The following is a 13,753-nucleotide window of genomic DNA, read 5'->3' as shown; positions in this document are numbered from 1 at the left end:
AGTCCCCTCACAGACGCACCGAACGGATGATTCCTCGTGTCACTCACGCATGAGGCGTCCCGGGAATCGGCGAACAGCACCCCCGCCCGGCGACCGCGCAACGGGCGGCCGCCGCGGCGGGGTGCTGAGACCCGGGCCGGCTACGCCTTCCTCGCCCCCTGGCTGCTGGGCTTCATCACCCTGACAGCCGGCCCGATGATCGCCTCGCTGTACCTCTCCTTCACCAACTTCCACCCGATCCGGGACTGGGGCTGGATCGGCTTCGACAACTTCACCCGGCTCTTCGACGACCCGCGCTTCATGGACTCGGTGCAGGTCACCAGCCTGTACGCGGTCGTCGGCACCCCGATCAAGCTGGCCGCCGCGCTGGCCGTGGCGATGCTGCTGAACAACCGGCGGCGCGGCCAGGGCACCTACCGCTCGCTCTTCTACGCGCCCTCGCTGATCGGCGCCAGTGTCTCCATCGCCATCATCTGGAAGGCGATGTTCAACGACCAGGGCATCGTGGACGAGATCGGCCAGTTCTTCGGGATGAAGCCCGGCGGCTGGGTCGGCAACCCGGACATGACGCTGCCGATGATGATCCTGCTGGCGGTGTGGCAGTTCGGCGCCCCGATGGTGATCTTCCTGGCGGGTCTGAAGCAGATCCCGAACGAGCTGTACGAGGCCGCCGACGTGGACGGCGCCGGTCCGCTGCGCAAGTTCTTCCGGATCACGCTGCCGATGCTCTCGCCCGTGCTGTTCTTCAACCTGGTGCTGGAGACCATCAACTCCTTCCAGGTCTTCGCCTCCGCCTTCATCATCTCCGGCGGCAAGGGCGGTCCCGCGAACTCGACGCTGTTCTACACGCTGTATCTCTACCAGCGCGGCTTCGGCCAGGGGCAGCTCGGTTACGCGGCGGCCATGGCCTGGCTGCTGGTGATCGTCGTCGGCATCATCACGCTGATCTTCTTCAAGACCTCGAAATACTGGGTGCACTACGGCGGGGAGACACGATGAGCAACACCACTCCCACCCTCACCGGGGAAACACCCCCACCCGCACCGCCGGCCGCCGAGGACCGTTCCGTTCAGGCGCGGGCGGCCCGGCGGAAGGCGAAAGTGCGCGGGGGCACCAGAACCGTACTGTTCCACGGGGTCACCTGGGCGCTGGGCATCGTGATGCTCTATCCCGGGGTGTGGATGCTGCTGTCCTCGTTCCGGCCGACGAATCAGATCATCGGCGAGGTCGGGCTGATTCCCCGGGAAACCACCCTGGACAACTTCACCCGTGCCTTCGAGGGCATCGGCGGGGTGTCCTTCTGGACCTTCTTCAGCAATTCGATGATTCTCGCCGTCGGTTCCGTGGTGGGTGTCTGTCTGTCCTGCTCGGTGGCGGCCTACGCCTTCGCGCGGATCGAATTCCCGGGCCGGAAACTGTACTTCGGGCTGATGATCGGCACGCTGCTGCTGCCGTTCCACGTGGTGATCATTCCGCAGTTCATCATGTTCAACGAACTGGGCTGGACGGATTCCTACATCCCGCTGCTGATCGGCAAATTCCTGGCGGCCGAGGCGTTCTTCGTCTTCCTCATGGTGCAGTTCATGCGCGGGGTGCCGCGCGAGCTGGACGAGTCGGCGCGCATCGACGGCGCGGGCCACGGCCGGATCTACTGGTTCATCATGCTGCCGCTGATGCGGCCGGTGCTGGCCACGGCGTCGATCTTCGCGTTCATCTGGAGCTGGAACGACTTCCTGGCGCCGCTGATCTATCTGCGCAGCCCGGACAAGTACCCGCTGCCGCTGATGCTGCGCCAGTTCTCGGACCAGACCTCGATCTCGGACTACGGCGCCCAGATGGCGGCGGCCGTCCTGGCGCTGGCCCCGGTCATCATCTTCTTCATGCTCTTCCAGCGCTATATCGTCGACGGTGTGGCGACCTCGGGTCTGAAGGGCTGATCGGGCATGGCGAGCAGGACCGGCGAGGGCGGCGGGATCCGGGCGGGGCTGACCCTGTTCGGCGAGGTGGTGATCACCGGGGTCCTGGTGGCCGTGCTGGCCGCGCCGCTGGTCACCGCCGTGCCGGCGCTGGTGGCCGGCACGGCGCACCTGCGGCGCCAGCTGACCGGCGACAGCGTGCGGCTGGCGGACGCGTGGGCCGACTTCACCGCCGCCTGGCGCACCCTGTGGCCGCTGGCGCTGGCCTTTCCGTTCGCCGTCCTGCTGCTGCTGTGGAATCTGTCGCTGGCCGAGACCGGCCTGCTGCCGGGCGGTCCCGCTGTCTACGCCCTGTCGCTGGTGCACGGCGGCGCGCTCGCGGTGCTGCTGCTGCGGATCGCGGCCCGCTGGCACCCGGGCACCCACCTCGGTACGGCGGTGCGTGCGGCGTTCACCGACATCCGGGACGATCTCTCCGGTTCCCTGCTGCTGGTCCTGGCGGCGGCGATGTGCCTGGTCTTCGTGTGGATGCTGCTGCCGCTGGCCCTGCTGGTGGGCGGGCTGCTCGCGCTGGCGGCGCTCGGTGTGGAGCACCGCTTCGCGGCCAGGGCGGCGGCCGGAGCGGACACCGGGGAGCCCGAGGACAGCGCCGCCGTCCGCTGACCGGGGCCCGGCGCCGGGGCGTGGGCCTACAGCCCGCCCCGGTGCGTCATCAGGATCCGCTCCAGCTCCCGGGCCGCCCGGGGCGGGGAGACATCGCCGCGGTGCGCCACCGAGACCGTACGGTGCAGCCCCGGCGCCGCGAACGGCGTCGTCGGCAGCCCGGAGCGGGCGGCCACCATGCTCGGCACCACCGCCACCCCGAGCCCGGCCCGCACGAAGCCGAGCACCGCGTCCATCTCCCCGCCCTCCACGCTGAAGACCGGCTCGAACCCGGCCTGCTGGCAGGCCGCCACCGTCAGCTCCCGCAGGTCGTAGCCGCGCCGGAACATCACCAGCGGCACCTCGCGCAGATCCGCCACCCGCGCCGCCCGCCGTCCCCGGACCGGTGAGGGGCCGCCGGGCGGGGAGATCAGCACCAGTTCCTCGCGCAGCAGCTCGCCGGTGACCAGCGCCGGGGCGTCCGCCTGGAGCGGGGTGATCACCAGCGCCAGGTCGAGTTCGCCGGACGCCAGCAGCCGTACCAGGTCCCGCGAGCCGCCCTCGTGCACGAGCAGGTCGACGCCCGGGTAGCGGTCCTTGAAGGTGCGCAGCACATCCGGGACCAGGGAGGCGCACAGGCTCGGGGTGGCGCCGAGCCGGACCCGGCCGCGCCGCAGCTGGGCCACCTCCTGCACCTCGCGGCGGGCGGTCTCGGTGTCCGCCAGGATCCGCCGGGCCAGCGGGAGCAGCGCGGCGCCGGCGTCGGTGAGCCCGATGTGGCCGCGCGCCCGGTGGAACAGCTCGGCGCCCAGCTCCCGCTCCAGCGCCTTGATCTGCTGGGAGAGCGAGGGCTGGGAGACGTGCTCGCGCTCGGCGGCCCGGGTGAAGTGCCGGGTCTCGGCGACGGCGGTGAAATACCGGAGCTGCTGGAGCTGCATGACCGCACCCTACCCGGGACGATAGCCCCAGGCTATCGAGATCAGCTGTTCCATGTCTTGGACGGATCGCGGCCCGGCTCCCTACGGTCGGGTGTCATGGCTCTGGCGACGCGGGCAGGCAGCCGCAGCATCCCCGCCCTCATCTGGCGGTCCACCATCGGCAAGAAGACCGTGATGGCCGTCTCCGGGCTGATCATGCTCCTCTATCTGATCACCCACATGCTCGGGAATCTGAAGGTCTTCTTCGGCCCGGACGAGATGAACGCGTATGCCCAGTGGCTGCGCACCATCGGCGAGCCGTTCCTCAAGCACGAGTGGTTCATCTGGATCGCCCGCGTCGGCCTGCTGGCCGCCGTGGTCGCGCACGGCGTGGCCGCCTACCAGCTGAGCCGGCTCGACCTGGCGGCCCGCCCGGTGAAGTACGCGCACACCCGGCGCCGTACCAGCTACGCCACCCGCACCATGCGCTGGGGCGGGGTGATCCTGGGGCTGTTCATCGTCTGGCACATCCTGGACCTGACCACCGGCACCGTGAACCCGCACGGCGTGCACGGCGAGGCGTACGAGAACGTCGTCGCCACCTTCAGCACCTGGTACGGCAACGTCATCTACATCGTGGCGCTGGTGGCCCTCGGCCTGCACATCCGGCACGGCCTGTGGAGCGCCGTCCAGACCCTCGGTCTTGGCAGCCGCACCCGCGACCGCGCGCTGCGCGCCACCGCCACCACCGTGGCGCTCGTGCTGACCGCCGGCTTCGTGTCCGTCCCCGTCGCCGTCATGACCGGAATCGTGAGCTGATATGTCCTCCTTCACCGAGCCCACCGGCTACCGCGACTACACCACCGCCGAGGCCCCGCTGCGCGACACCGCGGCCCCCGGCGGGCCGATCGCCGAACGCTGGGACCGCCGCCGCTTCGAAGCCAAGCTGGTCAACCCGGCCAACCGCCGCAAACACACCGTGATCGTCGTCGGCACCGGCCTGGCCGGCGGCGCGGCCGGCGCCACCCTCGCCGAGGCCGGGTACCACGTCGAGCAGTTCTGCTACCAGGACTCGCCGCGCCGTGCCCACTCCATCGCCGCGCAGGGCGGCATCAACGCCGCCAAGAACTACCGCAACGACGGCGACTCCATCCACCGGCTGTTCTACGACACCGTCAAGGGCGGCGACTTCCGGGCCCGCGAGTCCAATGTGCACCGGCTCGCCCAGGTGTCGGTGGAGATCATCGACCAGTGCGTCGCCCAGGGCGTGCCGTTCGCCCGCGAGTACGGCGGGCTGCTGGACACCCGCTCGTTCGGCGGCGTGCAGGTCTCCCGTACCTTCTACGCCCGCGGCCAGACCGGGCAGCAACTGCTGCTCGGCGCCTACCAGGCGCTGTCCCGGCAGATCGACGCGGGCAACATCACGATGCACGCCCGCACCGAGATGCTGGACCTGATCGTGATCGACGGCCGGGCCCGCGGCATCGTGGCCCGCGATCTGCTCACCGGACGGATCGACACCTATCTCGCGGACGCGGTGGTGCTGGCCTCCGGCGGCTACGGCAATGTCTTCTACCTCTCCACCAACGCCAAGAACTCCAACGCGACCGCCATCTGGCGGGCGCACCGGCGCGGCGCGTACTTCGCCAACCCCTGCTTCACCCAGATCCACCCCACCTGCATCCCGCGCTCGGGCGAGCACCAGTCGAAGCTGACCCTGATGAGCGAGTCGCTGCGCAACGACGGCCGCATCTGGGTGCCGAAGCGGGCCGGGGACTCCCGGCCGCCGGCCGAGATCCCCGAGGACGAGCGGGACTACTACCTGGAGCGCCAGTACCCCTCGTTCGGCAACCTGGTGCCCCGCGACATCGCCTCGCGCGCCGCGAAGAACGTCTGCGACGAGGGCCGCGGGGTGGGCCCGGGCGGGCAGGGCGTGTACCTGGACTTCGCCGACGCCATCGCCCGTCTCGGCCGGGACGCGGTCGAGGCGCGCTACGGCAACCTCTTCGAGATGTACGAGCGGATCACCGCCGAGAACCCGTACGAGGTCCCGATGCGGATCTACCCGGCGATCCACTACACCATGGGCGGGCTGTGGGTGGACTACGACCTCCAGACCACCGTGCCGGGGCTGTTCGCGATCGGTGAGGCCAACTTCTCCGACCACGGCGCCAACCGGCTGGGCGCCTCCGCCCTGATGCAGGGCCTGGCGGACGGGTACTTCATCCTGCCCGCGACCCTCGCCGACTATCTGGCGCGCAATACGGGCCTCGCGGAGGTGCCCGCCGACCATCCGGCCGTCTCCGAGGCGGTGTTCGAGGTCAGCGACCGCCTCTACCGGCTGGTGTCCAACAACGGCGACCGCACCCCCGACTCCTTCCACCGGGAGCTGGGCACCCTGCTGTGGGACCACTGCGGGATGTCCCGCACCGAGGAGGGGCTGCGCGAGGCGCTGGCCCGGATCCCGGCGCTGCGGGCGGAGTTCTGGCAGCGGATCAAGGTCACCGGTTCCGGGCAGGAGCTGAACCAGTCGCTGGAGAAGGCGAACCGCATCGCGGACTATCTGGAGCTGGCCGAGCTGATGTGCCTGGACGCGCTGCACCGCTCCGAGTCCTGCGGCGGCCACTTCCGCGAGGAGTCGCGCACCCCGGACGGCGAGGCGGCGCGCCGGGACGAGGAGTTCTCGTACGCGGCGGCCTGGGAGTTCCGGGGGACGGGCGCGCCGCCGGTGCTGCACCGCGAGGAGCTGACCTTCGAGTACGTCCACCCCACCCAGCGGAGCTACGCATGACCACGATGAATCTGACCCTGCGCATCTGGCGCCAGGCGGGCCCGGACGCCGAGGGGCGGCTGACGACGTACCAGGTGTCGGGGATCTCGCCGGACATGTCGTTCCTGGAGATGCTGGACACCCTCAACGAGGAGCTGATCCTGGCGGACGAGGAGCCGGTGGCGTTCGACCACGACTGCCGGGAGGGCATCTGCGGTGCCTGCGGGATGGTCATCAACGGCGCGGCGCACGGCCCGGAGCGCACCACCACCTGCCAGCTGCACATGCGGCACTTCTCCGACGGCGACACGATCGACATCGAGCCGTGGCGGGCGGCGGCCTTCCCGGTGGTGAAGGACCTGGTGGTGGACCGGTCCGCGTTCGACCGGATCATCGGCTCTGGCGGCTACATCACGGCCCCGACCGGCAGCGCGCCGGAGGCGCACGCGACGGCGGTGCCCAAGCCGGACGCGGACACGGCGTTCGAGCACGCGGAGTGCATCGGCTGCGGGGCGTGCGTGGCGGCCTGCCCCAACGGTTCGGCGATGCTGTTCACCTCGGCGAAGGTGGTGCACCTCAATGTGCTGCCGCAGGGCGCGCCGGAGCGTGAGAGCCGGGTCCTGGACATGGTGGGCACGATGGACGCCGAGGGCTTCGGCGGCTGCACCAACACCGGCGAGTGCGCGACGGCCTGCCCCAAGGGCATCCCGCTGACCTCGATCACGGCGATGAACCGGGAGTACCTGCGCGCGGTGCGCAAACGCTGAGGCGGTCACCGGCGCCCCGCTCCCCCGGGGCGCCGGTGCCTCCTGCCTCCGTCCCGGTCCGGTCAGCCGGCGGTGACCGCGGCCAGGCCGGTCTCGATGTCCGCCAGGGCCGCGGCGACATGCGGCACCGTGAGCGGGTCGTCCGCCGCCAGCGCCTGCCACTGCTCTTCGGTGGTGTCTCCGTAGAGCATGCTGGTGGCGACCTTGAAGCGCAGCGCGCCGGGGTCGTCGCCGAGCAGATGTCCGGCGAGTACGGCCAGGCCCGCGCGGTCCAGCAGCAGGTCGCGCAGCGCGGCGGAGCCGGTGGCGCCCAGGGCGGCGAATTCGGCGCGGCGCGGCGCGAAGTCCGGGTACACGTAGAACGCGCCGGTGGGCGGCCGGCAGCGGGCGCCGGCGGCGGTGAAGATCCGGTGCACGGCCCGGGCCACGGCACCGTGCAGCCGGGCGCTGCGGTCGAGATGGGCGCGGAGTTCGGGCGGCTCGGCGAAGGCGTAGGCGGCGACGTTCTGCATGGGTCCTGCCAGGGTGGACCACACCTCGCTGGCCACCGACAGCACGCCGTCGCGCAGGGCGTCGCCCCGGGCGGTGCCGGGGAAGCGGGCGACGCCGACCCGCCAGCCGCCCAGCGCCAGGCTCTTGGAGAGCCCGCTGGTGACGACGGTGCGATCCGGGGCGACCTCGGCGGGGCTGAGGAAGGGGGTGGCCGGGTCGTGCAGGACGTCGCGGTAGATCTCGTCGGAGACGAGGGTGAGGTTCTCCTCCTCGGCGATGGCGCAGATCTCGCGGATCAACTCCGGTCCGGCGAGGGTGCCGGTGGGGTTGTCGGGGAGGGTGAGGACGAGGGTGCGGGGGTCGGCGCCGTCGCGGCGGGCGGTGGTGAGGGCGGCGCGCAGCGCGGCGGGGTCGGGGACGCCGCCGCACGCCTCGGGGATGGGGACGGACAGGGCGCGTTTTCCGGCGAGGGCGGCCTGGGGGGCGTAGGTGTTCCAGGCGGGGCGGGGCAGCAGGACGTCGCCGGGGAGGACGAGGTTCAGCGCCATCAGCAGGGGTTTGCTGCCGGGGGCGAGGACGATCTGCGCGGGTTCTGTGGGGAGCCGGCGGCGGGTGAAGTAGCCGGCCGCGGCGGCCCGTGCGCCCGGGTCGCCCTGGACGGGGCCGTAGGCGTTGCGGTCGGTGCCGGCGCGCAGCCGGTCGGCGAGTGGTCCGAAGACGGGGAGGCGGGATTCGCCGAAGCCGAGGTGGATGATGTGCTCGCCGGCGGCGCGGCGTTCGGCGACGCGCTGGTTCAGTTCCAGGTTGGGCGACATCCGCCACCGGGTCCCGGCCGGGGCGACTGATGTGCTCATGACATGTACCCCCCGTGGCCGGAGAGCGCGACGGCGGCGGGCGGCTCCCGGTGCACAGGACGCGCCGTGCCCCTGACGGCCGCGGCGATGTCGGCGGGGGCGTCCGGGGCCAGGTCCAGGTCGTCCAGCCAGGCGGCGGAGGTGGAGTACCGAGCCCTGAACGGCCGGCCGACCAGCGCCGGGTCGCGGGCCTGGAGCATCCGCAGCTGGAAGAACCGGCCCTGCGGCGTGGTCTCCACCCCGTCCACCACCACCTTGCCGGGCGTCGCCGACATCACCGGCCCCCGCACCGTCCGCGCCAGCCCCGGCAGGGTGCGGTAGGCGGCCCGGAACAGCTCGGCCGCCGTGGCCAGCGGCACCTTGAAGTACTCCTGCGGACCGGTGTCCCGCTCGACGAACATGTAGTACGGCACGGCCCCGGCCGCCAGTTCGGCCTGCCACAGCGCGCTCCAGGTCGGCGCGTCGTCGTTGACATGCGCGATCAGCGGCGCCTGGCAGTAGATCAGCGCCCCGGTTGACCGGATCCTGGCCAGCGCCCGGCGGGTGCGGTCGGTGCCCAGTTCCCTGGGGTGGGTGAAGTGGGCCATCACCGCCAGGTTCCGCCCGGAGGCGACGATGCGTTCGAAGAGCCGCAGCAGGTCGTCGGCGTCCGGGTCGGTGAGGAACCGCTGCGGCCAGTACGCCACCGACTTGGTGCCGATCCGCACCGTGCGCACGGTGGGGATCTCCAGCAGCGGCTCGATGTGCCGCAGCAGCCGGTCGGTGGACATGATGAGCGGATCGCCGCCGGTGATCAGGACGTCGTGCACCTCCGGGTGCGCCCCGAGGTAGCGGACCAGGCCCTCGGGGCCCGGGGCGGCGAACCGCAGATCGGCGTCGCCGACGAACTGCGCCCAGCGGAAGCAGTAGGTGCAGTACGAGTGGCAGGTCTGGCCCTGGCCGGGGAAGTGCAGCACGGTCTCGCGGTACTTGTGCTGAAGCCCCGGCACCTCGGCGCCGTCCAGCCGGGGGACGTTCAACTGGGTCTGCCCGGAGGGGTGCGGGTTGAGCCGGCCCCTGATCTCCTTCACCGCCGCCGCGATCATCTGCCGGTCGCCGCCGGCGACCGCGGCGGACAGCAGCCGCTCGTCCTCCTCGTGCAGCATGCCGCGCTGCGGGAACAGCATCCGGAACATCGGATCGTCGGGGGCCCGGTCCCAGTCGACCAGTTCGGACAGGACGTATTCATTGACCCGGAACGGCAGCACCCGGGATATCAGCCGTACCGTTTCGGCGTCTTCCGGAGCGAGTCCGAAACGGTCCGCTATCTGATCGATCTGCCGCGGCCCGTAGGCGCGGAATCGCGTCGTGGCCATGGAATCCGGCATGAGCAGGGTCATGTGCGTATCCTCCGATTCGGCCGCGGGGGCCTGGGCGAAAAGGCGGGCCGCCTTTCTCAGGGGCGGCTGCCCGGGTCAGGTACTTCGGCGAGCGCTGCGGGAGTGACCATGCGCAGGAAGGGCACGATCAGCAGCAGCGCGGCGACGGTGAACACCAGAAAGGCCGTGCGCAGCCCGAACCATTCCGCGAGCAGCCCGCCGAGCCCCGCCCCCAGCGGCATCGCGCCCCAGCTGAAGAGCCGGGCGGCGGCGTTGTAGCGGCCCATCATGCCGATGTCGACGAGTTGCTGGCTGATGGTGCGGGAGTTGACGGTCCACAGGATGCCGCCCATGCCGCCGGCGAAGGCGCCGCCGGCCACCACCCACATGTTGGAGCTGAGGGCGGGCGCGGCGACCATGGCGGCGGTGCCGAGCAGATCGGCGAACATCGCGCCGCGCCGGCCGAGCACCCGGTTGACCAGGCCGACGGTGAGCGCCCCGACCAGTCCGCCGACACCCAGGGCGCTGAGCACGACGCCGTACTGCCGTTCGCTCAGGTCCAGCAGCGAGGTGGCCACCAGCGGCATCAGGGCGAGCCAGGCGCCCCAGCAGGAGGCCAGGACGGTGAGGGAGAAGGCCATCACCCGCAGCAGCCGGTGCCGCCACAGCACCTTGAGCCCTTCGGCGATCCGCTGGTTGACGGTGCCGACGGGGCGGCCCGGGGTCGTTCCGGGTGTCATCCGTCCGGCGAGGAAGGCCAGCACGATCATGGCCAGGACGTACGCGACGCCGGTGCTGCCCAGCGCGACGGCCGCGCCGGCAGCCATCAGCAGGCCACCGACGAAGGGTCCGCAGAACTCGTTGCAGACGGTTTCCGCGCCCGCCACCCACGCGTTGGCCCGGGTGCGGCCCTCGGGGATCACCACCGAGGGCACGAGGGCGGCGGCCGAGGTGAGCGCGATGACCTCGGCGACGCCCAGCAGCAGACCGCCCGCGTAGAGCACGGGCAGGCCGGCGGAGTCACCGCTGATCGAGGCCAGCAGCGCGCCGATGGCCACCAGCCGCATGACGTTGGCGACCCACAGCAGCCGGCGCCGGTCGAACCGGTCCACCAGCACCCCGACATGGAGCGCGATGAGCAGCCAGGGCAGGGTCAGGCACAGGGACACCCCGGAGACCAGGGCCGGGGACTCGGTCACCCGGGTCGCCATCAGCGGCAGCACCATCTTGGTGACGCCGTCGGCGAGGTTGGTGACGGCGGTGAAGGACACCAGGACCGTGGTGTTGCGGTCGCTGGTGCGGCGGTCGAGCCCGCTGCCGGCCGGTTCGGGGGCCTGTTCGGGGGCCGGGGCGGTGGCCGCGGCGGGGGTGGGGTCCGGGGTCGACCGTGGTGCCTTGGTGGGTTCCATACCTGATTCTCTTCGTCCGTGACGTGGTGTCGGTGCCGGTGGTCCGGGGTGCCGCTGGGTGCCGGTACGGCGTCAGCCGGCCACGGCCGTCAGCACTCCCGTGGTGAGCCGGGCGATCTCGGTGGCGGCGGCCCCGCGCAGCAGGCCGTGGTGGTCGGCGGGCAGCCGTACGACGCGCGGCGCGGCGGTGAACCGGCCGGCCCACTGCCGTACCTCCTCCTCGCTCCCCTCGGCGGTCACCAGCAGCGCGGGGGCGGCGACCGGCCCCGCGGGCAGGTGTCCGGCCATCGCGGCGGTGTGCCGGCGGTGCAGCGCGGCGCGGGCGGCGAGCGCGTCGGCCCGGGCGTCCTCCCCGGCGGCGCGCAGCAGCGCGGTGACCAGCCGGGCCTCGCGCTCGGGCGGCGCGCCGGGGGTGAGCAGGTCGGGCCGCAGCGCCCCGGCACGCTCCCCCGCGCCGGCCAGCACGGCGTCGGTGAAGGACACGAAGTCGGCGGGGCGCGCGGCGTGTACGGCGTCGGGTGCGGGCGGGTCGAGCAGCAGCAGCGGCGGGCAGGTCCGGGCGGCCCGCTCCAGGCGGACGGCCACGGCGTGCGCGAGCAGCCCGCCCATGGACCAGCCGCCGAGCACGTCGGGCAGCGGGCCGCCGGCCGCGGCGGCGAGGTCGCGGGCGTACCGGTCGGCGAGGGCGTCCACGGTGGTGGGGGCGGGGTCGCCGTCGTCCTCCTGGACGGTGACCCGCCAGTCGGCGGGGAGCGCGGCGGCCAGCTCGCGGTAGGCCAGCCGCCCGGTGCCGGCGCCGTGCAGCAGGTGCAGATGGCGGCCACCTGGCGTGCCCTCGCGCAGGACGGCGACACCGGTGCGGCGCGGGGTGTCCGGGCCGGGTGCGGGGGCCGGTCTTCGGAGGTCCGCGGGGGCGGGTACGGGTGCGGGCGGGGTGCCGATGCCGAGCAGTTCCGCCATCCGGGCCGGGGTGGGGTGGTCGAGCCACTCGGTCACCTCCAGTTGCCGGCCGGTGCGCTCCTCGACGGTGCCGACGAGGCTGAGCACCTGGAGGGAGTGGCCGCCGAGCTGGAAGAAGTCGTCGCCGGGACGTACCGGCCGGCCGAGCAGCGTGCTCCAGATCTCCAGGAGAGCGGCGTCCGCCCCCGCCGCCCGGGCCCGCTCCCCGGCCCCGGGCGCCGCCACGGCGGCCTGCCCCGCGGCTTCGACGGCGGCCGGGCCGGTGACGGCGCGCGAGCGCACCGGTAGCGAGCGGACGGCGGTGTCCGGGCGGGCGGCCCGGCGGAGCAGGTCCTCCAGGTCGGCCAGGAAGTCCCGCACGGTGGCCTCGGTCAGCCGGCCGGCGGCGTACTCGATCTCCACGACGGTGCCGCCGGCTTCCTCCAGGAGCCCGATGACCAGCTGGCAGCGGGCGCTGCTGCTGGGGCTGGGGAGCAGCCGGGCGGGGTGGCCGCCGAGCCGCAGTCCGCTGCCGATGAGGCCGTGATGGGTGAGCAGGACCGGTGGCATCGCGCCGAGCCGGGCGGCGTCGTCGGCCGGCAGCGCGTCGAACACCGTGTGGTGGCCGACGCCCTGGTGCGGCAGGCTCTCCCACAGCGCGTCGCGGGCACGGGCGGCCACCGTGTCGAGGGTGTCGCTCTCCTCGACGGTGTCGGCGAACAGCACGTTGTGCGCGAGGTAGCCGACCGCCTCCTGGTCCCGGGCGGTCATCCGGTTGGCGACGACGACCCCGAGCGCGGTACGTCCCCGGGCGCCGCCGGCCGCCAGGACGCAGCGGACGGCGGCGATCTGCACGGCGAACAGCGTGGAGCCGATGCGGCGGGCGACCTCGGCGGCGGCCGTGGCCGCCGCCTCGGACAGCCGGTGCCGCAGGACGGCGCCGTCCGCGCCCGTCCCCGCGTGCCCGGGGGTGTCGGGGTGGAGTGCGACGGCGCGCGCGTGCCGCAGCCGGGTGCGCCAGTGGTCGAGGCCGGCGGGCGGGGCGGGCCGGCGGGCGTGTTCGGTGAAAGCCCGGGAGGTCACCGGCGGGTCGGGGAAGATCTGCCCCGCGGTGACGGCGGCCGGGTCGGTGCCCTCGCGCGCGGCGGTGGTGAGGCCGGTGATCGCGCGGTCCAGGTCGGCCAGTACGAGGTGCAGGGCCCAGCCGTCCAGGATCGCGTGATGCACCGTCACCTGTAACTCCTGGACGCCGCCCGCCTCGGCCAGGGTGAGCCGGGCCAGCGGCGCGCTCGCCAGGTCGAAGGGTTCGGCGTGCAGCTGGGCGGCGAGGTGGGCCAGCAGCGGCTCGGGGCCGCCGGCCGGAGCGCGGTGCCAGCGGACCTCCTGGACGTCCGCCGGGACGGTGGCGTGGACGCGCTGGGCGATGGCTCCGTCGCGGGGCACCAGCGCGGTGCGCAGCGCTTCGTGCCGCTCCACCACCAGGGCCCAGGCGCGGCGCAGGACGGCGCCGTCGAGCGGGGCCGCGGGCCGCAGCCGCCAGGTCAGGTTGTACATGTCCTTGCGGGCGGAGCGGTGCTGCACCCACCACAGGGCTTCCTGCCCCGGGCTGCTGGGGAGTTCGAGCGGTGCGCCGGCCATGTCTGACATCCCCTCTGCCGCTGTCCGCCGCCGCCTGGAAACGGCGGGCGC

General features: G+C 72.8%; 11 protein-coding genes. 6 read left to right on the top strand and 5 right to left on the bottom strand.

What is annotated here, in order from left to right:
* Window positions 1–36: 36 nt before the first annotated feature.
* The 3 genes from BM385_RS10350 to BM385_RS10340 are packed head-to-tail and all read left to right on the top strand — an operon-like array spanning window position 37 to window position 2,579.
* On the top strand, window positions 37–999 hold the full coding sequence (locus tag BM385_RS10350) for a carbohydrate ABC transporter permease (RefSeq protein WP_019433609.1): 963 nt from the start codon (window positions 37–39) through the stop codon (window positions 997–999).
* Window positions 996–1,937 carry a carbohydrate ABC transporter permease gene (locus tag BM385_RS10345; protein WP_246338197.1) on the top strand — a complete coding sequence of 314 codons (942 nt, stop codon included), beginning with the start codon at window positions 996–998 and terminating at the stop codon, window positions 1,935–1,937. The genes BM385_RS10350 and BM385_RS10345 overlap by 4 nt, the downstream gene beginning before the upstream one ends.
* 6 nt (window positions 1,938–1,943) lie before the next feature.
* A complete protein-coding gene (locus BM385_RS10340; RefSeq protein ID WP_093842843.1) occupies window positions 1,944–2,579 on the top strand; it encodes a hypothetical protein in 636 nt (211 codons plus the stop codon).
* Between the two features lie 26 nt (window positions 2,580–2,605).
* On the opposite strand, the gene BM385_RS10335 is transcribed toward BM385_RS10340, so the two are convergent.
* A complete protein-coding gene (locus tag BM385_RS10335) occupies window positions 2,606–3,496 on the bottom strand; it encodes a LysR family transcriptional regulator (RefSeq protein WP_019433612.1) in 891 nt (296 codons plus the stop codon).
* 96 nt (window positions 3,497–3,592) lie between these two features.
* On the opposite strand from BM385_RS10335, the gene BM385_RS10330 reads away from it, so the two are divergent.
* Genes BM385_RS10330 through BM385_RS10320 form a run of 3 tightly spaced genes read left to right on the top strand, consistent with a single transcriptional unit; the run spans window position 3,593 to window position 7,012 of the window.
* Window positions 3,593–4,294, top strand: a complete 702-nt coding sequence (locus tag BM385_RS10330; protein WP_175542963.1) for a succinate dehydrogenase cytochrome b subunit — start codon at window positions 3,593–3,595, stop codon at window positions 4,292–4,294.
* A gap of 1 nt (window position 4,295) precedes the next feature.
* Window positions 4,296–6,266 carry a fumarate reductase/succinate dehydrogenase flavoprotein subunit gene (locus BM385_RS10325; protein WP_019433614.1) on the top strand — a complete coding sequence of 657 codons (1,971 nt, stop codon included), beginning with the start codon at window positions 4,296–4,298 and terminating at the stop codon, window positions 6,264–6,266.
* Between the two features lie 5 nt (window positions 6,267–6,271).
* Window positions 6,272–7,012 carry a succinate dehydrogenase/fumarate reductase iron-sulfur subunit gene (locus BM385_RS10320; RefSeq protein WP_026047401.1) on the top strand — a complete coding sequence of 247 codons (741 nt, stop codon included), beginning with the start codon at window positions 6,272–6,274 and terminating at the stop codon, window positions 7,010–7,012.
* A gap of 62 nt (window positions 7,013–7,074) precedes the next feature.
* On the opposite strand, the gene BM385_RS10315 is transcribed toward BM385_RS10320, so the two are convergent.
* The 4 genes from BM385_RS10315 to BM385_RS10300 all read right to left on the bottom strand — a co-directional run bounded on the left by BM385_RS10315 (window position 7,075) and on the right by BM385_RS10300 (window position 13,702).
* Complete coding sequence (locus tag BM385_RS10315; protein ID WP_051131118.1) at window positions 7,075–8,358, bottom strand: pyridoxal phosphate-dependent aminotransferase; 1,284 nt, start codon at window positions 8,356–8,358, stop codon at window positions 7,075–7,077.
* The gene (locus BM385_RS10310) at window positions 8,355–9,737 is read right to left on the bottom strand and encodes a KamA family radical SAM protein (protein WP_093842842.1); all 1,383 of its coding nucleotides are present in this window, start codon (window positions 9,735–9,737) and stop codon (window positions 8,355–8,357) included. The genes BM385_RS10315 and BM385_RS10310 overlap by 4 nt, the downstream gene beginning before the upstream one ends.
* A gap of 56 nt (window positions 9,738–9,793) precedes the next feature.
* The gene (locus BM385_RS10305) at window positions 9,794–11,125 is read right to left on the bottom strand and encodes an MFS transporter (RefSeq protein ID WP_093842841.1); all 1,332 of its coding nucleotides are present in this window, start codon (window positions 11,123–11,125) and stop codon (window positions 9,794–9,796) included.
* Window positions 11,126–11,197: 72 nt separating this feature from the next.
* Window positions 11,198–13,702: a condensation domain-containing protein gene (locus BM385_RS10300; protein WP_175542962.1), complete on the bottom strand. Its 2,505-nt coding sequence runs from the start codon at window positions 13,700–13,702 to the stop codon at window positions 11,198–11,200.
* Window positions 13,703–13,753: the final 51 nt, after the last annotated feature.

The organism is Streptomyces harbinensis, from assembly GCF_900116145.1.
Classification (GTDB): Bacteria; Actinomycetota; Actinomycetes; order Streptomycetales; family Streptomycetaceae; genus Streptomyces; species Streptomyces carpaticus.
Note: the sequence above shows the minus strand (reverse complement) of the source record. Positions and strands in the feature narration are given on the sequence as shown.